We start from the raw sequence: 23,548 nt of genomic DNA on the forward strand, positions 1-23,548 counted from the left end.
ACGTATTAGGTAACTGCCCTTCCTCCCAACTTAAAGTGCTTTACAATCCGAAGACCTTCTTCACACACGCGGCATGGCTGGATCAGGCTTTCGCCCATTGTCCAATATTCCCCACTGCTGCCTCCCGTAGGAGTCTGGACCGTGTCTCAGTTCCAGTGTGACTGATCATCCTCTCAGACCAGTTACGGATCGTCGCCTTGGTGAGCCATTACCTCACCAACTAGCTAATCCGACCTAGGCTCATCTGATAGCGCAAGGCCCGAAGGTCCCCTGCTTTCTCCCGTAGGACGTATGCGGTATTAGCGTCCGTTTCCGAACGTTATCCCCCACTACCAGGCAGATTCCTAGGCATTACTCACCCGTCCGCCGCTCTCAAGAGAAGCAAGCTTCTCTCTACCGCTCGACTTGCATGTGTTAGGCCTGCCGCCAGCGTTCAATCTGAGCCATGATCAAACTCTTCAGTTCAAACATCTTTGGGTTTTTAAGAAACCCTAAACTTGGCTCAGCAATCGTTGGTTACATCTTTGATTTCTCGCGGAGTAACTTGTGATGCTGATAATCTTGTTGACTATCAGTCTGACTCCACAAGCACCCACACGAATTGCTTGATTCAGTTGTTAAAGAGCGGTTGGTTAAGATCTTTCGTCTCAACCGAGGCGCGCATTCTACAGCAGCCTCATTTGCTGTCAAGTGATTATTTTCAGAAGTTTTCGAAGAATTCTTCAACAACTTCAACCACTTGCGCTCCAGATCTCTCTGCAGCGGGAGGCGAATTCTACAGCGTTACACGCTGCTGTCAACACCTCTTTTTCAACTTCCTTTTGGCTTCGATGAGCTGAAGCAACTTGCTGACGAAAACATCATAACTCGTTGTTTACCAAGGAGTTTCCGTTTCGACTGCGCCGGAAGTGGGGCGAATTATAGACGTCTGGAATCTGCGGTCAAGCGCTAATTAAGCTTTTGTTGCAGAAGGTGTTTTTTTAGCAATAAGGCGCGGAATTCGACGCATCAGCGGAGGAATCCGCATCACCAATAGCAGCGCACCTATAGAAGCGTAGATAGCCCACTCCTTCAGGTCGGCCCGTACGATCCACAACATATGCAATAAGCCGAGCCCAAGAATCACATACACCAGGCGGTGCAGCTTCTTCCAACGGCTGCCCAGCCGACGCTGGCTATAGCGATTGGACGTCACCGCCAATACCAGCAGCGATAGAAAACCCAATGTACCGACAATAATGTAGGGCCGCTTACGTAGCTCCACGCCCAACTGGGACCAATCCAACCCGAGCACAAAGACGCAATAGGCCGCCAGGTGCAGTACTACATACGCAAAGCACCACAAGCCCAACTGCCGACGCACCGCTATCCACCCTGCCCAACCGCTCAGCTTCTGCAGCGGTGTCATGCTCAGGGTGATCAACAACAGGACCAAGGTTCCCAAACCAAGCCGGTCAACCAGCACTTTCCCCGGATCAGGCCCTAGAGCAAAACTCCACGCTTCATATAGCCACCACAACGGCCACACCGCAGCAGCTATAAAGACGGCAATGCGCCAGATCGGAAACCGCATCAGTAGTTCTTCCGCAAATCAAGATCGGTATAAAGAGAGGCAACCTCATCCGAGTACCCATTGAACATCTGCGTTTCACGGACATTCGGACTGAACAGGCCGCTCGGCAAACGACGCTCGCGCGCCTGCGTCCAACGCGGATGGTCAACTGTGGGATTCACGTTCGCGTAGAACCCATACTCATCCGCCGCAATACTCTGCCACGTTGTCTTGGGCTGCTCGCTCACCAGGCTGATGCGCACAATCGACTTCACGCTCTTGAAGCCGTATTTCCACGGCACTACCAAACGTAACGGCGCGCCATTCTGGTTAGGCAGCTCCCGCCCATACATGCCAACGGCAAGGATCGCCAAAGGGTTCATCGCCTCATCCAGGCGCAACCCCTCTACATAAGGCCAATCGATCAAGCCAAAACTCGAGCGCTGCCCCGGCATGGTTTTTGGGTCCTGAAGGGTTTCAAAGCGGATGTACTTGGCCTTGGAAGTCGGCTCAACCTGTTTGAGCAAGGCAGAAATCGGGAAGCCGATCCAGGGAATCACCATCGACCATGCCTCGACACAGCGTAACCGGTAGATACGTTCTTCCAACTGATAAGGCTTCATGAAGTCTTCCAGAGCATAACGCCCCGGCTTCGCGACCTCCCCGTCGATCACGACACTCCAGGGCTCGGTCTTGAGTGACCCCGCATTCGTCGCCGGATCGCCCTTGCCTGTGCCGAACTCATAGAAGTTGTTGTAGTGGGTGGCGTCCTTGAAGGGAGTAATAGCCTCGTCCTTCACGGTTACCGCCTGCCATTGAGTGCCTGGCAGCTTCTCGGCAAACCAGCTCGGCGCCTTGCCCGGCTCAACATCGGCATAGCGCGCGGCATCTTCGGCGCTGGCGAAGCGCGGCAAGGCACTGGCAGCAATACCGGCAAGGGCACCACCGAGCAAGCTGCGGCGAGAGAGATAGAAGGATTCAGGCGTGACATCCGATTCATGGCAATCGGACGCTTTTGGAAATTTGATTAACATGGCAACTCCGCAGCATTGGAGGACTGATGCACCAATAGACTGCGGAGTATGGGGGAAATTACATTAAGGCAATGTTTTGTCGCGACGCAGATGCAGCAAGTACTGAACCGGCCCCGACGCCGCGTAAACCAGGAACGCCAGCAGCAGGATACGCGGCGGATCGCTGAACACCACTGCGAACACAAGCACCACTACCAGGATCGCCACGAAAGGCACACGCCCTTTCAGGTCGAACTCCTTGAAGCTGTTGTACTTGATGTTGCTGACCATCAGCATGCCCGCAGCCGCAACCATCAACGCCACCAGGAACGACATTTTCGACCCCTGAATGCCGTAGTCGCTGAACGCCCAGACAATACCCGCCACCACACCTGCGGCAGCAGGGCTGGCCAAGCCGATGAAGTAACGCTTGTCGGCAGTCCCCACCTGGGTATTGAAGCGCGCCAGACGCAGCGCAGCCCCCGCGACATAAATGAAGGCAACCATCCAGCCGACCTTGCCCATATCACCCAGCGCCCAGGCAAACGCCAGCAACGCGGGGGCTACACCGAAGGCAACCATGTCCGACAACGAGTCGTACTCGGCACCGAAGGCGCTTTGGGTGTTGGTCATACGCGCCACACGACCATCAAGGCCGTCGAGCACCATGGCCACAAAAATCGCGATGGCAGCAAAACCGAAATACTTGCTGGCACTCGCCGCATCACCTGCTGCCAGCGCGCTCTGGGCGCTCATGGAGTTGATGATGGAATAGAACCCGGCAAACAGGTTCGCCGTGGTGAACAGATTGGGCAGCAGATAGATGCCACGATGCCGGACCTTGCGGCCTTCCGCGTCATGCCCTTCTTCGACATGCTCATCGATCGGCAGCAGGCTTTCGGCGTCAGGAGCCTGGTTTGGCTCTTCGGGACGTTCGCTCATGGACTTTACCTTGCAACGGTGTGAAAAAATTCGACAAATACTTGCGGCGAGTGTTCGCCCGCAAACGATGCAGCTTTATACCAGAACCAGCCCCCCAAACGAAAAAACGCGGCCTAAGCCGCGTTTTCTCTTGATGCGTTCGACTTAGTTTTTGGCTTTGTCGACGATCTTGTTGGCACCGATCCACGGCATCATGGAGCGCAGTTGCTCGCCGATGATTTCGATACCGTGAGCGGCGTTGTTACGACGCTTGGCGGTCATCGAAGGGTAGCCGGTAGCGCCTTCGCTGATGAACATTTTGGCGTATTCGCCGTCCTGAATACGTTTCAGGGCGTTGCGCATGGCCTGACGGGACTCGGCGTTGATCACTTCCGGGCCAGTCACATACTCACCGTATTCGGCGTTGTTGGAGATCGAGTAGTTCATGTTGGCGATACCGCCTTCGTACATGAGGTCAACGATCAACTTCAGTTCGTGCAGGCATTCGAAATAGGCCATTTCCGGCGCGTAGCCAGCTTCAACCAGGGTTTCGAAACCGGCTTTGACCAGCTCAACGGTACCGCCGCACAGAACGGCTTGTTCGCCGAACAGGTCGGTTTCAGTCTCGTCCTTGAAGGTGGTTTCGATGATACCGGTACGGCCGCCGCCAACGCCTGCTGCGTAGGACAGTGCAACGTTTTTGGCGTTGCCCGAAGCGTCCTGGTAGATAGCGATCAGGTCAGGGATGCCGCCGCCTTTGACGAACTCGGAACGCACGGTGTGACCCGGCGCTTTTGGCGCGATCATGATCACGTCCAGGTCAGCGCGTGGCACAACTTGGTTGTAGTGAATCGCGAAGCCGTGGGAGAAGGCCAGGGTGGCGCCCTTCTTGATGTTCGGCTCGATTTCGTTTTTGTACAGCGCGGACTGGAACTCGTCCGGGGTCAGGATCATGACCAGGTCGGCAGCCGCAACGGCGGAAGCAACGTCAGTCACTTTCAGGCCATGGGCTTCAGCCTTGGCAACAGTGGCCGAGCCTTTGCGCAGACCAACAGTCACGTCAACGCCGGAGTCTTTCAGGTTGCAAGCTTGCGCGTGACCCTGGGAGCCGTAGCCGATGATGGCGACTTTTTTGCCCTGGATGATCGACAGGTCACAATCTTTTTCGTAATAAACTTTCATGAGGTTCCTCTATATATCCAGGCCGTGAGGCCATTCACTAATTGGGTTAGATGCTGAGTACTTTGTCGCCACGGGCAATCCCGGTGACACCACTGCGTACAGTTTCCAGAATCGAGGCCGTCCCGATCGACTGGATGAAGCTGTCCAGTTTGTCGCTTGTACCGGTCAGTTGAACGGTATAAACGCTGGCGCTCACATCGACGATCTGCCCGCGATAGATGTCGGTAGTGCGTTTGATCTCGGCACGTTGGGCACCCGTGGCCTTGACCTTGACCAGCATCAGCTCGCGCTCGATGTGGGCACTTTCCGACAGGTCGACCAGCTTGACCACTTCGATCAGCTTGTTGAGGTTCTTGGTGATCTGCTCGATCACCTCATCGTGGCCCACGGTGGTCAACGTCAGGCGCGACAGGGTCGGGTCTTCGGTCGGTGCCACGGTCAGGCTTTCGATGTTGTAGTTGCGTTGCGAAAACAGGCCGACAACACGAGACAGTGCGCCAGGCTCGTTCTCCAGAAGCAGGGAGATAATGTGCCGCATGATTAAGTACGCTCCGTCTTGTTCAGCCACATGTCGCGCATAGAGCCGTCTTTGATCTGCATCGGGTAGACGTGCTCGCTGGTATCCACTTGAATATCGAGGAACACTAGGCGGTCCTTCATGGCGAACGCCTCTTCCATCTTCGGCTTCAGATCTTTCAGATCGGTGATGCGCATGCCGACGTGGCCATAGGCTTCAACCAACTTGACGAAATCCGGCAGCGATTCCATGTAGGAATGGGAGTGACGGCTGTTGTAGCTCATGTCCTGCCACTGGCGAACCATGCCGAGTACGCCGTTGTTCAGGCAGACGATCTTCACCGGAAGGCCGTACTGCAAGCACGTCGACAGTTCCTGGATGTTCATCTGGATGCTGCCTTCACCGGTGACGCACGCAACGTCGGTGTCCGGGAAGCTCAGCTTCACACCCATGGCCGCAGGGAAACCAAAGCCCATCGTGCCCAGGCCGCCGGAGTTGATCCAACGGTTAGGCTTGTCGAACTTGTAGTACTGCGCGGCGAACATCTGGTGCTGGCCCACGTCGGAGGTCACAAAGGCATCGCCCTTGGTCACTTCGCACAGGGTCTCGATCACGGTTTGTGGCTTGATGATGCTGCCGTCGCCCTTGTCGTAAGGGAACAGGCCGCGGTCGCCGCGCCATTCGTCGATCTGCTTCCACCAGCTGGCAACGGATTCCTTGTTCGGCGTTTCGCCGATGTCCTTCAGCGCGGCGACCATTTCGGTCAGTACGCTTTCCACTGGACCTACAATCGGCACGTCGGCCTTGATGGTCTTGGAGATGGACGCCGGGTCGATGTCGATATGGATGATCTTGGCGTTCGGGCAGAACTTGCTCGCGCCGTTGATCACACGGTCATCGAACCGCGCGCCGACCGCCAGGATTACGTCGGCGTGGTGCATGGCCAGGTTGGCGGTGTAGCTGCCGTGCATACCGAGCATACCGACGAACTGACGGTCTGTACCCGGGAAGGCACCAAGACCCATCAGGGTATTGGTCACCGGAAGGTTGAGCAACTTGGCCAGTTCGGTCAGCGGTGCGGAACCGCCGCCCAGAATCACGCCACCGCCCGAGTACAACACAGGACGCTTGGCAGCCAGCAGCATTTCTGCCGCCTTGCGGATTTGGCCCGAGTGCCCGCGAACGGCCGGGCTGTAGGAACGCAGCTTGGCTTTCTTCGGGAAAACGTATTCGAATTTTTCCGCCGGGTTGGTCATGTCTTTCGGGATATCGACCACCACAGGACCCGGGCGACCGGACTGTGCGAGGTAGAAGGCCTTTTTCATGACTTCCGGGATTTCCGACGCGTGCTTGATCATGAAGCTGTGTTTCACGATCGGCCGGGAGATACCGATCATGTCGGTTTCCTGGAATGCATCGGTACCGACCATGGTGCTGGCAACCTGGCCAGAAATGATCACCATCGGGATGGAGTCCATATACGCAGTCGCGATGCCGGTAATGGCATTGGTTGCGCCTGGGCCGGACGTTACCAGTACCACGCCGGCTTTACCGGTGGCACGGGCATAACCGTCAGCCATATGGGTCGCGGCCTGTTCGTGGCGAACCAGGATGTGGTTGACAGCCGGTTCCTTGAACAGTGCGTCGTAAACATGCAGCAGAGCACCACCTGGGTACCCGTAGATATAGTCGACGCCTTCGTCACGCAAAAAGCGGACGAGCATCTCACCGCCAGATAAAAGCTCCACGTTGTTCACCTCTAAAACGCCAGAATACCGTCCGTTGAAAACCGACGGGTCTTAATAGGTTTACTTCTCAACAGAGCATGAGCGACGGTGGTCGCCGACTACGTCAGCACTGACTGAGCAAGTATTGGGATCGTCCCAAGTGTTGCGGGCTTTTCCCACCCAGCGCGAGGTAACGCGTTGCGGGTGTAACAGGTCGGCGCGGATGTGCGCCTCATGATCTGCCGAGCGGGTCTGCTTCTGGCAGTCCCGATACAGCGGACTTTGGATTCTTCTGTTTCAGCCCCTTCAAGTCAAGCAATAATTGCGCTTTTTTCCAACTAAGCGCATGAGAACGTAGAAGAAAGGGCTTTGAGGAGGGATAAAACTCGCCTGAATGTCGTCAAGCGGTAGAAATGTGCGCAAGACTGCCGGAAAACCCGACAGTCAGGCAATTAACGAGCGTCGACGATCAGTTGATCGAACTTTTTCAGCGCATTGCGCAATCCAAGGCTTTCCCGCGGCCGGTCGGCGTAGACCATCTCGGCCATTTCCATAATCCCGGAAGCATTCGGCAATGGCAGGTCCTGTTCGAGGATCTGCTTCATGCGCGCCAGGAAGATCCACTGCAGCCACTGATGGAAGTCCAGCGTGTCCACCGAAAACGGCTCGACACTGCTGAGCGCCTCAACGCTGGGGGGCACTTCGTCCCACCAGCCTTGCACGCGGAGTTCGCGCTCAATCAGCAATAACTGTTCGGCAATCGCTGGAAAACGCGCATCCATCAGAGGCTGACCTTGGCTTTCTGCCGCGCCTGGGCAGCGCCGGCGGCATCGCCTTGCGCTGCACGCGCATCGCCGATCAACGCCCACAGGCTGGCTTGCAGGTCAGGACGGCCATTGGCCAGGGTCAGGCCACGGCGGGCGAACTGCTCGGCTTGCGGCGCGTCGCCCTGTGCCATGCGCACCTGTGCCAGGCGATACAGCACTTGGGGCTCACGCGGCGCCACACGTTGGGCGCGCTCCAGGCTCGACGATGCACCATTCAAGTCGCCACCGGCCTGCTGTTGCTGGGCTGTGGTCAGCAAGGCCAGTACCGGGCCATCCAGTTGCTCGTCGGCCGACAGGCCACCCGCACTGGAGGACGACGGTATGCCACTTGGCGTCGACGGCATGGTGTAGGTGCCTTGGGTGACAGGCGCGGTCTGGATCGGCGTCGTGTCGATCGGCCCGGAGGTGCTCGGCCCTGGGGTCCAAGGCTCGGCACTGATCGGCGCGGACGTGGCCGCGCCCGCCCCCGGCACCATCACTACCACACCCGAATCCTGCGGCACGGCTTGAGTCGCAACCTGGGCGGGACGATTGGTCACGGTCTGACGGAACCCGCCATTGGCCGAGATCCGGTCGTTATTGGAGACAGCCGTGCTCGAATCCACCACGGGAATTGAGCCGCGCTGCACGCTGGCGCAACCATTGAGCAAAGCCAGAGCTGTAATAGCTGGAATCCACCACTTGTTCACTTGAAACCCTCTTTGCTTAATTCATCCAGCCCTTGACCCAATCCATCACCGATTCCGCGTCAGCAGGCGCACTGCCAGCGCACGTGGCCCCGGGTGGCGGTTCGCTGCCGCGAATATACGGCATCTGCACCGCGCCTGGGCAGTTGGCGTCAGAGCCCTGGCCGGTATGCGGATCAATCCAGGCCTGCACAATATTGTCTGGTTGCGGCATGTTCAGCGGCAGCGGGTCGGCCTTGCGCATAAAGCTGGTCCAGACCTGCAGCGCACCGGTCGCGCCGGTAAATGGCGTTTTGCCGTTGTCATCGCGACCCAGCCACACCACCGCCAGCACATCCTGGCCGAAGCCGGCGAACCAACTGTCACGCGAATCGTTACTGGTACCGGTCTTGCCCGCCAGCGTCAGGTTCGAAGGCAGTACTTTGTAGACCGAGCTACCGGTACCTTCACGCATCACACGCTGCATGGCGTTCTGGATCAGGTAGATGGAACCTGCGTCGAAGCGCTGCTGAATCTGGAACGGGTAGCGCTTGAGCGGCTCGCCCTCGGCGGTCAGCACGCTGCGAATCCCACGCATCGGCGTATTGAAACCACCGTTGGCGAGAGTCTGGTACATGGTCGCCACTTCCATCGGCGTCATCGCACCAGCGCCCAGCAGGATCGACGGGAAGGCCGGGAATTCGCGGGTGATGCCCAGGCGTGCGAGCGTCTTGAGCACGTTCGGCACACCCACTTCCAGACCCAGCCGGGAGGTGGAGATGTTGTAGGAATGCGCCAGCCCCTGATACAGGAAAACCGTGCCGTGGGAGCGGCGATCGAAATTCTGTGGCGTCCATACCTGGCCATCGGCGCCTTTGACCGACAGCGGGTCATCCGACAGCCAACTGGTCAGGGAATATTTGCTCGGTTTTTCCAGCGCGGTCAGATAAACCGCCGGCTTGACCAGCGAGCCAATCGGCCGCACGGCATCTAGAGCGCGGTTGAAGCCGGCGAAACTGGCCTGACGGCTGCCGATCATGGCCTGGACTTCACCGGTTTCCGGGTTGGTCACCACCATCGCCGCTTCTACATCTTCGGAGCCCTTACGGCCGGTCAGACGCTTGAAGGTGTCATTGACTGATGCTTCGGCCTTCATCTGCAGAATCGGGTCGAAACTGGTAAAGATCCGCAGGCCTTCTTCGGTCAAGTCTTCGTCGCGATAGTCTTCACGCAACTGGCGCTTAACCAAATCGATAAAGCCTGGGAAGGAACTGTCCGCCAGCTTGCCGCGAGTAGTTACACCCAGTGGCATTTTCTTCGCTGCAGCCACTTGTTCAGCCGTGGCAACGCCCTGCTGCTCAAGCACGTCGAGCACCAGATTGCGGCGTTCCAATGCACGCTCAGGATTACGCCGCGGGTTGTAGTAGGACGGCCCCTTGACCATGCCCACCAGCAACGCAACTTGATGCAACTTCAGCTCGGACAGTGGCTGGCCAAAGAAGAACTGGCTGGCCAGACCGAAGCCGTGCACCGCGCGCTGGCCGTCCTGGCCGACGAATACCTCGTTGAGGTAAGCCTCGAGGATTTCCTGCTTGCTGTAATGCAGCTCAAGCAGCATCGCCATCATGGCTTCGGTGAGCTTGCGGGTCAGGCTGCGCTCGTTGGTGAGGTAAAAGTTCTTCACCAACTGCTGGGTCAGCGTACTGCCGCCCTGGGTCATCTTGCCGCCCGAGGTGTTCACCCAAATGGCGCGGGCAATCGACTTCGGCGACACGCCCCAGTGGCTGTAGAAATCGCGGTCTTCCACGGCAACCAGGGTTTCGAGCAGATACGGCGGCACCTGATCAAGCTTGATCAGGATGCGATCCTCAAGGTTCTTGGGGTAGATGCCGCCGATCATCAGCGGTTCCAGACGCACTACGGGCAGCTTGGAGCCGTTAAGCGAAGACAGCTCCGCTACGTAGTCACCGGAAAAGCGCACACGCACCGGCTGGGCTTTTTCCAGGCCTTCGTAGAACTGGAAGCCACGGGTATTCAAGTCAACGGTATTGCCGCTCACCGCCGCCGCACCCGGGCCATTGCTCACCGGCTCACGGCGATAACCCAACGCGTCGAGTTCGGTAAGGAAGTCATCCTTGCTCAGCTTCTGGCCGGTGAACAATTCCAGCGGGCGTGCGTACACCTTGGCCGGAATGGTCCAGCGCTTGCCGGAGAACTTCTCCTGGACCACGGCGTCGAGGTACACCGCGAAGCCTGCGAGCACCACAAGGCCAACCAGGCCGAGCTTGAGCGCCCAGCCAAGCCAAGGGCGCAGGCCACGGGAAGGAGGTTTTTTACGGGAACGGGGAGATCGGGTTCGAGTCATGGCGGCGGATTATACGCACTTTATTGACGATCAACATGAGCCGGACAGCGGTTTGCACGACCGGCTGTAACCGCCATAATGCCGGCCATGATTTCCCCCAGTCTTTGAAGGATCGCCCGTGAGCCAGTCCCTGATCGCAGCCCTGCAAAACCCGGCTTTATACCCTCATCCGGTTGAAGCGTTCCAAGTCATCGAAACCCACATCTCCTGGGTTATCCTGACCGGCCCCTACGCTTATAAGCTGAAGAAGCCGATGAACTTCGGCTTCCTGGACTTCACTCAGCTGGACGATCGCGGGCACTTCTGCAGAGAAGAGCTGCGCCTCAACCAACGCCTGACCGAAGATTTGTATCTTGAAGTGTTGCCAATCACCGGCACGGCAGACGCTCCGCAATTGGGCGGCGAAGGCCCGGCGATCGAGTACGCGCTGAAAATGCGTCAATTCCCGCAGAGCCAACTGCTCAGCACCTTGCAGGCCAATGGCGAACTGACCAGTGCGCACATTGACGAGATGGCCAAGCAGATCGCGCACTTCCACCTCACTGCGCCGAAAGTCCCGCAGGCTCACGCGGCCGGCACCCCGGATGAAGTGATGGCGCCGGTGCGGCAGAACTTTGACCAGATCCGCCCGTTCCTCAGCGACAAGGCCGACCTGGCTCAACTGGAAGCGCTGCAAGCCTGGGCCGAAAGCAGTTTCGAACGCCTCAAGCCATTGCTGGCACAACGCAAGGCGGATGGCTTCACCCGTGAATGCCACGGTGATATTCACTTGGGCAACGCCACCTTGATCGATGGCCAAGTGGTGATCTTTGACTGCATCGAATTCAACGAGCCTTTCCGCTTCACCGACGTCTGGGCCGACACCGGTTTCCTGGCCATGGACCTTGAAGACCGTGGCCTCAAATCCCTGGCGCGGCGCTTTATCAGCCAGTACCTGGAGTTGACCGGCGACTATCAGGGCCTGGAAGTACTGAATTTCTATAAAGCCTACCGCGCGCTGGTACGCGCCAAGGTTTCGCTGTTCAGCATGCCGAGCGAAGCCAGCCCGGTGCAACGTGCCACTACTCTGCGCCAATACCGCAACTACGCGAACCTGGCGGAAAGCTACAGCACCATCCCATCGCGCTTCCTGGCCGTTACCCACGGTGTTTCAGCAGTAGGCAAAAGCCACGTTGCCATGCGCCTGGTGGAAGCTTTGGGCGCCGTGCGCGTGCGTTCGGATGTGGAGCGCAAGCGCCTGTTCGGCGAGCAGCAGGTAGAAAACACGCCGCAGGCCGGTATTTACGCAGCGGATGCCAGCACGGCAACCTACGCCCGGCTGAATGAAATTGCCGATACCGTACTGCGCGCCGGCTACCCGGTGGTGCTGGATGCTACTTTCCTCAAACGCGACCAACGCGACGCAGCGGCCAAGGTTGCCGAAGCCACGGGTGCGCCCTTCCTGATTTTGGATTGCAACGCGCCACAAGCCGTTATCGCCAGCTGGCTGGAGCAACGTCAGGCGGATAAAAACGACCCTTCCGACGCTACGCTAAGCGTTATCGAAGAACAGCAGGCTAATCGCGACCCACTGACGGCCGAAGAACTGTTGCTGAGCAAGCGCGTGGAGACCAATGAAAGCGGGACCCTTGACGCTTTGGTCGCACATATTCGCCAACGCCTGCCCGGCCTGTAAGAAAAATTTCTTGGTCGTGTCGTCTACTTGGGCGCACGGCCAAGCAATAGTGGCACTATAATGGCGTCATAAATCCAACAGGAGTCGCCTTCATGAGTCAGCCCAAGCTTCTCGATACCCCGCTTTACTCGCTCCTGCACAAAGACAACATCCGCGGTTTCAACCAGGAACGTCCAAAAGACGGCACCATCGACATGCGTGGGGGCGACTTCCGTGGCCTGGACCTGCGCGAGCTGAATGCGACGGGCGTGGATTTCACCGACGCGTACTTTCGCTCCACCGATTTGCGCGGCCTGGACTTGCGTGACTGTTCACTGGAAGGCGCCAGCCTGGCCCATGCGCAGATCTCCGGAACCTACTTCCCGCCTGAACTGACCGCCGACGAGATCCTCATGTCGGTGAATTTCGGCACCCGCCTGCGCTACCGCACCAAGTAACCATCCCCGACTCTGCCCCGGTTACGCACAGACGTACCGGGGATCCTCGCATGCCCCCCCGTCAAAATCCCCGCGCCATTCTTATAAGCGTTTAAGCCGTTTCTGACCAAAGAACTACGCTTTTCCTACTGAGCGCTACACTCCTGTTCAGGCTTGCCTGGTCACGATACCCACCGCACCATTCGGCCGTCGCAAGGAGGCTTGATGAACGATGAGCTGCAACACCTGAAAAACCTCGGCAAGACGTCAGCACAGTGGCTGCATGCGGTGGGCATCCACAGTGCGTCGGACCTGCGCCGACTGGGGGCCGTCGATGCGTACCGGGCGGTACGTACTCGCGGGTTTCGGGCATCCAAAGTGCTGCTGTATGCAATCGAGGGGGCGTTGATGGATGTGCACTGGAATGACATTCCTGTCGAACGCAAAGAAGCGCTGAACCGCCAGCTTGACGCTATTTCGGCGCGGCAGAAGAATTAAATCAGCCAACAAACCTAATGTTTACAGGCATTTCGAACGAACGTTTGAGGAAAACCCTACAGCGCGACAAATCAGATGTTGACTCTCAAATGAGAATCGTTATGATTATCACAACTGGTCGCGAGATCAGCCGATAACTGAAAGACCATTGGTTCGGACTCTCAGATTATCTCCTCATCAGGCTAATCACGGTTATTTGACCCGGCTTTTTGCCGGGTCTTTTTTTACCTATAAGAAAGCTGCCTGTAAAAAGCTCAGCGCGCGATGATCAGCGGATGCCCGCGCTCCGGATGCGGCTGCACCAGCACATCCAAACCAAACACAGCCTTCAACGGTTCCGGACGCATAACCTGCGCCGGTGTGTCCAAGGCGTGGGCGCGCCCCTCCTCCAGCAACAGAATCCGATCGCAGTAGCGGGCGGCCAGGTTCAGGTCATGCAGGATCACCAATACGGCTGCGCCACGGTCGGCAAAGGTGCGAATAGCCTGCAATGTAGTGTGCTGATGCAAGGGGTCAAGCATCGAAGTAGGCTCATCCAGCAGCAATGTCTGCCCCGTTTCACCTGGCCATAGCTGCGCCAGCACCCGCGCCAGGTGCACGCGCTGACGCTCGCCCCCGGACAACGCCAGGTAACTGCGACCACTCAAGTGGCCCACATCCGCGGCCTGCAGCGCCGCCTCGATAATCTCGTCATCGCGCACACGGCCAGTCTGATGAGGCAAACGCCCCATACCAACGACCTCTTCCACGCGAAACGCAAAATCCAGCGTCGAGGTTTGCGGCAACACCGCCAACCGCTGTGCCCGCTGCGAGCCGCTCCAGTCCTTGAGCGCCTGCTGACCCAGCCACACTTTGCCCTGGTCCGGCGGCAGCTCACCGCACAACGCACCGAGCAATGTGCTCTTGCCCGCGCCATTGGGGCCGAGCACGCCGAGCACCTGGCCGGGCAGCAGGTCGAGGGTGATGTCCGCCAGGACGGTCTTGTGGCCGCGACGGATGTGCAACCCTTCCACGCGAAGCATCAGGCGCGCCCTCGCAACAACAGGTAAAGAAAAAACGGTGCGCCAATAAACGCGGTGACAATACCGATCGGTAGTTCAGCTGGCGCCAGGGCCAGTCGAGCGACCAAATCGGCAAACAGCAACAGGCTCGCGCCCGCCAATATCGACGCCGGTAACAGCACGCGATGATCAGGCCCCGCCAGCAGGCGCACCAGATGCGGTACCACCAGCCCAACAAAACCGATCATGCCCGCCGCCGCCACGGCCGCGCCCACACCGAGCGCGGTGCAGAACACCAGCTCGCGCTTAAGCCCTTCTACATCAATTCCAAGGTGACTGGCCTCCGACTCACCCAGCAGCAGCGCATTCAACGCCTTGGCCCGGCGTGGCAACCACAGCGCCACACCGGCGCTCACCAGCAGCAACGGCCACAGGCGCGAATAACTGGCGCCATTGAGGCTGCCCAGGTTCCAGAACGTGAGCGTGCGCAGGGTCGCGTCGTCCGCCAGGTAAGTGAACAGCCCGACCGCCGAGCCCGCCAGCGCCGTCAAGGCAATACCGGCGAGCAGCATCGTTGCAACATTAGTCTGCCCATTACGCCGCCCCAGCCGGTACACCAGCGCAGTTACGCCCAGGCCACCGAGGAATGCGCACAGCGACAAAAGATACGGCCCGAACGCATCCGGTAAACCGCCAAAAAACGAACCGCCGACAATCGCCACCGCCGCCCCCAGCGCCGCACCACTGGAAACGCCGACCAACCCAGGATCGGCCAGCGGGTTGCGAAACAGCCCCTGCATGGCCACGCCCGACAACGCCAATACACCTCCGACCGCCAGCCCCAGCAGGGTGCGCGGCAAACGAATCTGCCCCAGGATCAGCTCAGCCTGCTCTAACCCCTGCGCCGGGATCGGCATGCCCATCAAGCGCAACGCCGCCTTGAGCGTATCCAGCAGCGGCAGGCTCACCGGCCCCAGGGCCAAGGACAGCCAGATCGCCAGCACACACAGCAGCGCCAGCCCGATAAACAACGTTCGCGGTTTAACCAGAGTGGTCATGGTGCGGCTTTAGCCTGGGACGGATAGAAACCTTGCGACAGTTTTACAAGACTTTGCGGCAGACGCGGGCCCAAGCCCCCCACCAACAAGGTCGGGTCCAGCTCGAACACCCGCCCGCTCTTGGCGGCCGGCGTGGCGGCCAGGATCGGGTTTTCCTTGAACAAGGCCGCGCGGGCCGCGTCACCGGTGAGGGCGCGATCGGCAAACACCAGTACGTCTGGGCTCAAACCTGCCAGCGACTCTACCGAGAACGGTTTGTAGCCAGTATGCGTCGCCAGGTTATGCCCGCCGGCGTGCTGCAGCATCCAGTCGGCGGCGGTGTCCTTGCCGGCAATCAGCGGCTTGCCGCCAGCATGCCCGAGCAACAGCAACACGCCGGGTGATTTTTGCGTGGCTTGAACCTTGGCAACCCAGGCTTTCTGCTGGTCCAGCGCCTGTGCATATCCGGCAAACAATTCGTTGGCCTTGGCTTCACTGCCCAGCAGCTTGCCCAGGTGGTCAAGGGTGCCTTTGAGGGTGGGCAAATCCGGCTCTGCCGAAAACATTTCCACCTGCACGCCCGCGCCGCGAATCTGCGCCAACACCGGCGGCGGGCCCATTTCCTCAGTGCCGACCAATACCTGCGGGCGCAGGCTCAGAATGCCTTCGGCCGACAACTGGCGCTGATAGCCGATACTCGGCAATGCCTTGAGGGATTCGGGGTGCTGACTGGTGGTGTCCACCCCCACCAGCTTCGACTCGCCGCCCAAGGCCGTCACCCATTCCGACAGCGCGCCACCGGCACTCACCCAGCGTTGAGGCAGTTCAGAGGCTTGCGCCCCGTGGTTGACCAGCAGTCCGACAACAAGCGCAATAGCACTGGCACTCAGGCGCATAACAGGGTTTCCTTCCAGGGGCAGGGCCTTCGGGTACTCATCGATGTGACATTTAACCTGTGCAGCGCATCGAACCGAGCACCCAGTCAGCTAACGGGCGAAGCCGGCATTTGATAATTGTTTGCATTTGAACGTCAAGGCATAAGGATTTAAATGAAGTTTCTCTGCCCCTCCGACGCCCTGGCGCCCGATAGCAGCCTCGGGTTTGATATCGACGGCTGCAAGCTGCTGGCCGTGCGCCGGGGCGGCGTTGCCTACTTCTATATCAACCGCTGCCCCCATCGCGGCATCCCGCTGGAATGGCAGCCCGACCGCTTTCTTGACGACAGTGCCAGCCTGATCCAGTGCGCCACCCACGGCGCACTGTTCCTGATCGAAAGCGGCGAATGCATCGCCGGCCCGTGCGCGGGGCAAAGCCTTACTGCCCTGCCCGGCCGCGAAGACGCACAGGGATTGTGGGTGCAGCTTTAGTCGCCGAGCTGCACGTCCAGTCGGCGGTCCACGTAGATTTCCTCGGGCGTGACCTTCACCCCATACGCCAACACTTCCACCCCGGCCGCCTTGGCCTCGCGCAGCGCGGCGGCGTAGCCGGGGTCGATTTCCACGGCCGGCCGCACCGCGTCGATGCCCGATAGGTTGACGCAATACAACTGCACCGCCCGCACGCCATCACGGGCCAGGTGCGCCAGCTCCCTCAGGTGCTTGGCGCCGCGCTGGGTCACGGCATCGGGGAAGGCGGCCACACTTGAGCCATCAAAACCCAAGGTCACGCTTTTGACTTCGACATAGGCCGCGCCATCGGGGTAATCCAGGCGGAAATCGATACGGCTTTTTTCCTGCCCGTAAGGCACCTCGCGCTTCAACCCGGTAAAGCCGTTCAGCTCGGTGATTACCCCCGCGCGCAGTGCTTCTTCTATCAGCTGGTTGGCCCGCGCGGTGTTGACACACGCCAGCCGCCCTTGTGGCGTCTCGGCGATTTCCCAAGTGCCCGGCAGCTTGCGCTTGGGGTCGTTGGAACGGCTGAACCAGACCTGCCCGCCTTCCACCATGCAATTGAGCATCGAGCCGGTGTTTGGGCAGTGAATGGTGAGTAACTCGCCGGTAACGGTTTCGATATCGGTGAGAAAACGCTTGTAGCGGCGAATCAACCGCGCTTCTTCGAGAGGAGGATAAAAACGCATCAGCCTTGCCAGCTCCGCAAGCCACGGGCGATGCGCTCCACCGCCTCCTGTAGCCGAGCAAGATTTTGCGTATAGGCAAAGCGCACATGGTGCCCGGCTTGATAACGACCGAAGTCCAGGCCGGGGGTAAACGCCACATGCTCGGTTTCGAGGAAGTGCCGGCAGAACGCGAAGGCATCGCCGCCGAACTTGCTGATATCCGCGTACAAATAAAACGCGCCTTCCGGTTCGACCGCGATACCAAAACCCAGCTCGCGCAACGCCGGCAACAGAAAGTCCCGGCGACGCCCAAATTCGGCGCGGCGTTCTTCCAGGATGCTCAGGGTTTGCGGGGTAAAGCAGGCCAGAGCGGCATGCTGGGCCATGCTTGGCGCGCTGATGTAAAGGTTCTGCGCCAACTTCTCCAGTTCACCCACCGCTTCCGGAGGCGCCACCAGCCAACCCAGGCGCCAGCCGGTCATGCCGAAATACTTGGAAAAACTATTTAGGACAAACGCCTCATCGTCCACTTCCAGCACGCTGGCGGCGTCGGTGCCGTAGGTCAGGCCGTGATAGATCTCGTCCACCACCAGATGGCCGTTGCGTGCCTTGATGGCACTGGACAGCCCGGCCAATTCATCGCGAGTGAGGATGGTGCCGGTCGGGTTGGCCGGGGACGCGACCAGTGCGCCGACGCTGTCCTGGTCCCAGTGTTTGGCCACCAGATCGGCGGTCAGTTGGTAGCGCACCTCGGGGCCGACCGGCACCAGTTGCGCCGCGCCTTCCACCAGGCGCAGGAAATGCCGGTTGCAGGGGTAACCCGGGTCGGCCAGCAGCCAATGTTTGCCCGGGTCCACCAAAAGGCTGCTGGCCAGCAGCAGGGCGCCGGAGCCGCCGGGGGTAATCAGGATGCGCTCGGGGTCGATGTTCAGGCCGTAGCGCTGCTGATAGAAGCCACTGATCGCCTCACGCAGTTCCGGCAGGCCGCGGGCTGCGGTGTAGCGGGTCTTGCCGTTGGCCAGTGCCGCCTGGCCAGCCTGGATGATCGGTTCGGCGGTGGTGAAATCCGGCTCGCCGATTTCCAGGTGGATCACATCATGGCCGGCTGCCTGCAGCTCATTGGCGCGCGCCAGCAACGCCATGACATGAAACGGTTCGATGGCGCGACTGCGCGCACTGTAGGGCTGAGCCATTAGCCTTCCTTAACGGTGAGGACAAAATCAGGATTCTACCGAACCCTCGCGGTAAAACATGCTCTATTGCCTGCCCGGCCACCTTGGTGGTTCGGGCAAGCGCGCGCAAAACGACTAAAATCAACATTCGAGACGTGACATACCCAGCAACGACGGGCCACTGCACTTTGCAACCCGTACGCGACGGGCCTCGACAACCGGGAGTGGCGCACCCCGAATCTATCTGGTAAGTTCGCCCGCTTGCAGCCGCAGGGCCGGCAGGTGTCGGTGACGTTGCAATCCTGCGCAATGGATTAGAAGAGTGAGAGGCGGTCTATTCATGTCCACCCAAGCAAAGCAACAGAGCATCAGCGGTTTCCAACCCTACGTCGAGTCGAAGGGTGAGGAATACATGGGCAAGCCCATGCGCGAGCACTTCTCCAAAATCCTGAAGCAGTGGAAACAGGACTTGATGCAGGAAGTCGACCGCACGGTTGACCACATGAAGGACGAAGCAGCCAACTTCCCGGACCCGGCCGACCGTGCCAGCCAGGAAGAGGAATTCGCCCTCGAACTGCGCGCCCGTGATCGCGAGCGCAAGCTGATCAAAAAGATCGACAAGACCCTGCAACTGATCGAAGACGAAGAATACGGCTGGTGCGAATCCTGCGGCGTCGAGATCGGTATCCGTCGCCTGGAAGCCCGCCCTACCGCGGACCTCTGCGTAGACTGCAAGACCTTGGCTGAAATCAAGGAAAAACAGGTCGGCAAGTAATCCTGCCGAGCTGAACGAATGGGGCGTGCAAACGCCCCATTTTTGTTTCTGGCGTTTACCGTTTTTCCAGTAGTATCCGGCCCATGACAGCCTCTACCTATATCGGGCGTTTCGCCCCCACGCCCAGCGGCCACTTGCACTTCGGCTCGCTGGTTGCCGCCCTCGCCTCCTACCTTGATGCCCGCGCCAACCACGGCCGCTGGCTGATGCGCATGGAAGACCTCGACCCTCCCCGTGAAGAGCCCGGCGCCCAGGCCGCCATCCTGCACGCCCTGGAAAGCTACGGCTTTGAGTGGGACGGGGAACTGGTCCGACAAAGCGAGCGGCATGATGCCTACGCCAAAGTGCTGAACGACATGTTCAACCACGGCCTGGCCTACGCCTGCACCTGTTCGCGCAAACAGCTGGAGCCCTACAACGGGATTTACCCAGGGCTGTGCCGCAATGCCGGCCACGAGCAGCACGATGCCGCCATCCGCTTACGCGTTCCCGAGTTGGAGTACCACTTTACTGACCGCGTGCAGGGCGAATTCCGACAACACCTGGGCCGCGACGTTGGCGACTTCATCATCCGTCGCCGCGACGGGCTCTATGCCTATCAACTGGCCGTGGTCCTCGACGACGCCTGGCAAGGCGTGACGGATATCGTGCGCGGTGCCGACCTGCTCGACTCCACGCCGCGCCAGCTGTACCTGCAAGAGTTGCTGGGCCTGCGCCAACCGCGCTACCTGCACGTACCGCTGATCGTGCAGCCGGACGGTAACAAATTGGGCAAATCCTACCGCTCGCCGCCGTTGACACCCGACCAGGCCACGCCTTTGCTATTAAGGGCCCTGCGCGCCCTCGGCCAGCAACCCGGCAGCGAATTGCTCCACGCCAGCCCACGGGAGCTGCTGGATTGGGGCATCGCGCATTGGGATGCCAGCCAGATCCCGCGCACACTCACGCTGGCCGAAGCGCAATTGAACTGAAGGCGCTTGCAGCTTGCCAACCATCCGTTACCATCGCCGCAGTTTTTAACTCAGAGGCCAACATGTACATCTATCGATTGGTCCTGCTGCTGGTCGTCGGGATCTACCTGTTTTCTCCCGCCATCATGGATTGGTGGATCGACGCCACGGGCGCCTGGTACCGCCCTTATCTGCTGTGGCTGATCCTGATCGTCGTGACTTTCATCCTGCAGAGCCAAAAAGATGCCGATGAGCTTTAGCCTCACCCAGATGCTGCTGATCAGCGCCGCCTACCTGGCGGCGTTGTTCGGCGTCGCCTGGATCAGTGAGCGCGGAATGATTCCGCGGGCGATCATTCGCCATCCGTTAACCTACACCTTGTCCCTCGGCGTCTACGCCAGCGCCTGGGCGTTTTATGGCACGGTGGGCCTGGCCTACCAGTATGGTTACGGTTTTCTGTCCAGCTACCTGGGCGTGTCCGGCGCATTTTTGCTGGCGCCGGTGCTGCTGTACCCGATCCTGAAAATCACCCGCACCTATCAGCTGTCGTCCCTGGCCGACCTGTTCGCATTTCGCTTTCGCAGCACCTGGGCCGGCGCGCTGACCACCGTGTTCATGCTGATCGGCGTGCTGCCGTTGCTGGCCTTGCAGATACAGGCCGTGGCCGACTCCATCAGCATCCTCACCCGCGAGCCGGTGCAGCACCGCGTCGCGCTGGCGTTTTGCGCGCTGATCAGCCTGTTCACGATTTTCTTCGGCTCACGCCATATCGCCACCCGCGAGAAGCATGAAGGCCTGGTATTTGCGATTGCGTTCGAGTCGGTGATCAAGCTGATCGCCATCGGTGGCGTCGGCCTCTACGCGCTCTACGGCGTGTTCGACGGCCCGCAACAGTTGGAGCTGTGGCTGCTGCAAAACCAGACCGCCCTCGCCGCGCTGCACACGCCGCTGCAGGAAGGCCCGTGGCGCACGCTGCTGCTGGTGTTCTTCGCCTCGGCCATCGTGATGCCGCACATGTATCACATGACCTTCACCGAGAACCTCAACCCGCGCTCGCTGGTCAGTGCCAGCTGGGGCCTGCCGCTGTTTTTGCTGCTGATGAGCCTGGCGGTGCCGCTGATCCTGTGGGCCGGCCTGAAACTGGGCGCCACCACCAACCCCGAATACTTCACCCTCGGCATCGGCATTGCCGCCAACAGCCCGGCTCTGGCGCTGCTGGCCTACGTGGGCGGTTTGTCGGCGGCCAGCGGGTTGATCATCGTCACTACGCTGGCGCTGTCGGGCATGGCGCTCAACCACTTGGTACTGCCGCTGTACCAGCCGCCGGCCGAAGGCAATATCTACCGCTGGCTGAAGTGGACGCGCCGCGCGCTGATCGTCGCGATCATCATGGCCGGCTACGGCTTCTACCTGCTGCTGGGCGCCGGGCAAGACCTGGCGAACCTGGGCATCGTCGCGTTCGTGGCCACCTTGCAATTTTTGCCGGGAGTGTTGTCGGTGCTGTACTGGCCGACCGCCAATCGGCGCGGCTTTATCGCCGGACTGCTTGCCGGGATTCTGGTGTGGATCGTGACCATGCTGCTGCCGCTGGTCGGCAACCTGCAGGGCTTCTACATCCCGCTGCTGAACATGATTTACGTGCTGGACGACACCAGTTGGCACATGGCGGCGATTGCTTCCCTGGCCGCCAACGTATTGATGTTCACCCTGATCTCGCTGTTCACCAACGCCAGCCCCGAAGAAACCAGCGCCGCCGAGGCCTGCGCGGTGGACAACGTGCGCCGCCCGCAACGGCGAGAGCTGCACGCGGCCTCGCCGCAGGAATTCGCCACCCAGTTGGCCAAGCCTCTGGGCGCCAAGGCTGCGCAAAAGGAAGTCGAGCAGGCACTGCGCGACCTGTACCTGCCGTTTGACGAGCGCCGCCCGTATGCCCTGCGCCGCCTGCGCGACCGCATCGAGGCCAACCTGTCGGGCCTGATGGGCCCCAGCGTGTCCCAGGACATGGTGGAAACCTTCCTGCCCTACAAGGCCGGCGGCGAAAACTATGTAACCGAAGACATCCATTTCATCGAGAGCCGGCTGGAGGACTATCACTCACGCCTCACCGGCCTGGCCGCCGAACTCGATGCCCTGCGCCGCTACCACCGCCAAACCCTGCAGGAGCTGCCAATGGGCGTGTGTTCCCTGGCCAAGGATCAGGAAATTCTGATGTGGAACAAGGCCATGGAAGAACTCACCGGCATCGCCGCACAGCGGGTGGTCGGTTCGCGCCTGAACACCTTGGGCGATCCGTGGAAAGAACTGTTACAAGGCTTTATCAACCTGCCCGACGAACACTTGCACAAGCAGCACCTGGCCCTCGACGGCCAGACCCGCTGGCTGAACCTGCACAAAGCCGCAATCGATGAGCCGCTGGCTCCCGGTAACAGTGGGCTGGTGCTGCTGGTCGAGGATTTGACCGACACCCAGATGCTCGAAGACAAGCTGGTGCACTCCGAGCGCCTGGCCAGCATTGGCCGCCTGGCGGCCGGCGTGGCCCATGAAATCGGCAACCCGATCACCGGTATCGCCTGCCTGGCGCAGAACCTGCGCGAAGAGCGCGAGGAAGACGGCGAAATCACCGAGATCAGCGGGCAGATCCTCGAACAGACCAAACGCGTGTCACGCATCGTGCAGTCGCTGATGAGCTTCGCCCATGCCGGCGCGCATCAGAACCAGGACGAAGCCGTGTGCCTGGCGGAAGTGGCGCAGGACGCCATTGGGCTGCTGGCCCTGAACCGACGCAATTTCGAAGTACAGTTTTTCAATTTGTGCGACCCCGACCATTGGGTCGACGGCGACTCACAACGCCTGGCCCAGGTGCTGATCAACCTGCTGTCCAACTCCCGCGATGCAACACCGCCGGGCGGCGCGGTACGTGTCAAGACCGAGGCTTTCGAACATACGGTCGATCTGATCGTCGAAGATGAAGGTAGCGGTATTCCACAGAACATCATGGACCGATTGTTCGAACCCTTCTTCACCACCAAGGACCCCGGTGAAGGTACCGGTCTGGGCCTTGCACTGGTCTATTCCATCGTTGAAGAGCATTATGGACAAATCACCATCGACAGCCCGGCTGACACCGAAAGCCAACGCGGCACCCGTATTCGGGTGACCTTGCCGCGTCATGTCGAAGCGACGTCCGCTGTGAACTGAG

General features: G+C 59.8%; 22 protein-coding genes and 1 rRNA gene. 8 read left to right on the plus strand and 15 right to left on the minus strand.

Going from position 1 to position 23,548, the window contains the following annotated elements; all coding sequences use genetic code 11:
• The 10 genes from AC0IYH_RS15280 to mrcB form a co-directional block, all read right to left on the minus strand.
• Positions 1-465, minus strand: a 16S ribosomal RNA gene (locus AC0IYH_RS15280); the annotation flags it as partial.
• 487 nt (positions 466-952) lie between these two features.
• The gene (gene msrQ / locus AC0IYH_RS15285) at positions 953-1,573 is read right to left on the minus strand and encodes a protein-methionine-sulfoxide reductase heme-binding subunit MsrQ (protein WP_471834979.1); all 621 of its coding nucleotides are present in this window, start codon (positions 1,571-1,573) and stop codon (positions 953-955) included.
• Positions 1,573-2,586, minus strand: a complete 1,014-nt coding sequence (msrP, locus tag AC0IYH_RS15290) for a protein-methionine-sulfoxide reductase catalytic subunit MsrP (protein ID WP_122774203.1) — start codon at positions 2,584-2,586, stop codon at positions 1,573-1,575. The genes msrQ and msrP overlap by 1 nt, the downstream gene beginning before the upstream one ends.
• A gap of 63 nt (positions 2,587-2,649) precedes the next feature.
• The gene (gene pssA / locus AC0IYH_RS15295) at positions 2,650-3,507 is read right to left on the minus strand and encodes a CDP-diacylglycerol--serine O-phosphatidyltransferase (protein ID WP_116629272.1); all 858 of its coding nucleotides are present in this window, start codon (positions 3,505-3,507) and stop codon (positions 2,650-2,652) included.
• Positions 3,508-3,651: 144 nt separating this feature from the next.
• The gene (ilvC, locus tag AC0IYH_RS15300) at positions 3,652-4,668 is read right to left on the minus strand and encodes a ketol-acid reductoisomerase (protein ID WP_007948647.1); all 1,017 of its coding nucleotides are present in this window, start codon (positions 4,666-4,668) and stop codon (positions 3,652-3,654) included.
• A gap of 46 nt (positions 4,669-4,714) precedes the next feature.
• Positions 4,715-5,206, minus strand: coding sequence for an acetolactate synthase small subunit (ilvN, locus tag AC0IYH_RS15305; protein ID WP_003176102.1), 492 nt, complete (start codon positions 5,204-5,206; stop codon positions 4,715-4,717).
• A gap of 2 nt (positions 5,207-5,208) precedes the next feature.
• Positions 5,209-6,933 (minus strand): acetolactate synthase 3 large subunit, encoded by a 1,725-nt coding sequence (locus AC0IYH_RS15310; RefSeq protein WP_116629468.1) that lies wholly within the window; start codon positions 6,931-6,933, stop codon positions 5,209-5,211.
• A gap of 431 nt (positions 6,934-7,364) precedes the next feature.
• Positions 7,365-7,694, minus strand: a complete 330-nt coding sequence (locus AC0IYH_RS15315) for a YqcC family protein (RefSeq protein ID WP_471834982.1) — start codon at positions 7,692-7,694, stop codon at positions 7,365-7,367.
• Positions 7,694-8,428: a tetratricopeptide repeat protein gene (locus AC0IYH_RS15320; RefSeq protein WP_122774201.1), complete on the minus strand. Its 735-nt coding sequence runs from the start codon at positions 8,426-8,428 to the stop codon at positions 7,694-7,696. The genes AC0IYH_RS15315 and AC0IYH_RS15320 overlap by 1 nt, the downstream gene beginning before the upstream one ends.
• A gap of 16 nt (positions 8,429-8,444) precedes the next feature.
• Positions 8,445-10,769, minus strand: a complete 2,325-nt coding sequence (gene mrcB, locus AC0IYH_RS15325; RefSeq protein ID WP_122774200.1) for a penicillin-binding protein 1B — start codon at positions 10,767-10,769, stop codon at positions 8,445-8,447.
• Positions 10,770-10,887: 118 nt separating this feature from the next.
• On the opposite strand from mrcB, the gene AC0IYH_RS15330 reads away from it, so the two are divergent.
• From AC0IYH_RS15330 to AC0IYH_RS15340, 3 genes are all read left to right on the plus strand, one after another.
• A complete protein-coding gene (locus tag AC0IYH_RS15330) occupies positions 10,888-12,444 on the plus strand; it encodes a bifunctional aminoglycoside phosphotransferase/ATP-binding protein (RefSeq protein WP_122774199.1) in 1,557 nt (518 codons plus the stop codon).
• A 92-nt stretch (positions 12,445-12,536) separates the two neighbouring features.
• The gene (locus AC0IYH_RS15335; protein WP_116629277.1) at positions 12,537-12,881 is read left to right on the plus strand and encodes a pentapeptide repeat-containing protein; all 345 of its coding nucleotides are present in this window, start codon (positions 12,537-12,539) and stop codon (positions 12,879-12,881) included.
• Positions 12,882-13,085: 204 nt separating this feature from the next.
• Complete coding sequence (locus AC0IYH_RS15340) at positions 13,086-13,358, plus strand: TfoX/Sxy family protein (protein ID WP_105698742.1); 273 nt, start codon at positions 13,086-13,088, stop codon at positions 13,356-13,358.
• Between the two features lie 254 nt (positions 13,359-13,612).
• Here the strand turns inward: AC0IYH_RS15340 and AC0IYH_RS15345 are convergent, their stop codons facing one another.
• The 3 genes from AC0IYH_RS15345 to AC0IYH_RS15355 are packed head-to-tail and all read right to left on the minus strand — an operon-like array spanning position 13,613 to position 16,292.
• Positions 13,613-14,380, minus strand: coding sequence for a heme ABC transporter ATP-binding protein (locus tag AC0IYH_RS15345; protein WP_116629278.1), 768 nt, complete (start codon positions 14,378-14,380; stop codon positions 13,613-13,615).
• Positions 14,380-15,363 carry an iron ABC transporter permease gene (locus AC0IYH_RS15350; RefSeq protein ID WP_163821480.1) on the minus strand — a complete coding sequence of 328 codons (984 nt, stop codon included), beginning with the start codon at positions 15,361-15,363 and terminating at the stop codon, positions 14,380-14,382. The genes AC0IYH_RS15345 and AC0IYH_RS15350 overlap by 1 nt, the downstream gene beginning before the upstream one ends.
• Positions 15,364-15,413: 50 nt before the next feature.
• Entirely contained in the window at positions 15,414-16,292 is an 879-nt protein-coding gene (locus AC0IYH_RS15355; RefSeq protein WP_471834986.1) for a heme/hemin ABC transporter substrate-binding protein, read from the minus strand.
• A 153-nt stretch (positions 16,293-16,445) separates the two neighbouring features.
• Between AC0IYH_RS15355 and AC0IYH_RS15360 the strand changes: the two genes are divergently transcribed.
• Positions 16,446-16,763, plus strand: coding sequence for a Rieske (2Fe-2S) protein (locus AC0IYH_RS15360; protein ID WP_116629281.1), 318 nt, complete (start codon positions 16,446-16,448; stop codon positions 16,761-16,763).
• Here AC0IYH_RS15360 and sfsA read toward each other — a convergent pair.
• Both sfsA and AC0IYH_RS15370 read right to left on the minus strand, forming a co-directional pair.
• The gene (sfsA, locus tag AC0IYH_RS15365) at positions 16,760-17,473 is read right to left on the minus strand and encodes a DNA/RNA nuclease SfsA (RefSeq protein WP_471834988.1); all 714 of its coding nucleotides are present in this window, start codon (positions 17,471-17,473) and stop codon (positions 16,760-16,762) included. The genes AC0IYH_RS15360 and sfsA overlap by 4 nt on opposite strands.
• Positions 17,473-18,645: a pyridoxal phosphate-dependent aminotransferase gene (locus AC0IYH_RS15370; protein WP_122774195.1), complete on the minus strand. Its 1,173-nt coding sequence runs from the start codon at positions 18,643-18,645 to the stop codon at positions 17,473-17,475. The genes sfsA and AC0IYH_RS15370 overlap by 1 nt, the downstream gene beginning before the upstream one ends.
• 319 nt (positions 18,646-18,964) lie before the next feature.
• Between AC0IYH_RS15370 and dksA the strand changes: the two genes are divergently transcribed.
• From dksA to AC0IYH_RS15390, 4 genes are all read left to right on the plus strand, one after another.
• Positions 18,965-19,399, plus strand: a complete 435-nt coding sequence (gene dksA, locus AC0IYH_RS15375) for an RNA polymerase-binding protein DksA (RefSeq protein ID WP_005791430.1) — start codon at positions 18,965-18,967, stop codon at positions 19,397-19,399.
• A gap of 83 nt (positions 19,400-19,482) precedes the next feature.
• Positions 19,483-20,370: a tRNA glutamyl-Q(34) synthetase GluQRS gene (gluQRS, locus tag AC0IYH_RS15380; RefSeq protein WP_471834991.1), complete on the plus strand. Its 888-nt coding sequence runs from the start codon at positions 19,483-19,485 to the stop codon at positions 20,368-20,370.
• Positions 20,371-20,432: 62 nt separating this feature from the next.
• Positions 20,433-20,609, plus strand: a complete 177-nt coding sequence (locus AC0IYH_RS15385) for a hypothetical protein (RefSeq protein WP_003176118.1) — start codon at positions 20,433-20,435, stop codon at positions 20,607-20,609.
• Positions 20,593-23,547: a sensor histidine kinase gene (locus AC0IYH_RS15390; RefSeq protein WP_163821474.1), complete on the plus strand. Its 2,955-nt coding sequence runs from the start codon at positions 20,593-20,595 to the stop codon at positions 23,545-23,547. Before AC0IYH_RS15385 ends, AC0IYH_RS15390 begins: the two co-directional genes overlap by 17 nt.
• The last annotated feature ends 1 nt before the right edge of the window (position 23,548 follow it).

This window comes from Pseudomonas sp. AC463 (assembly GCF_979253585.1).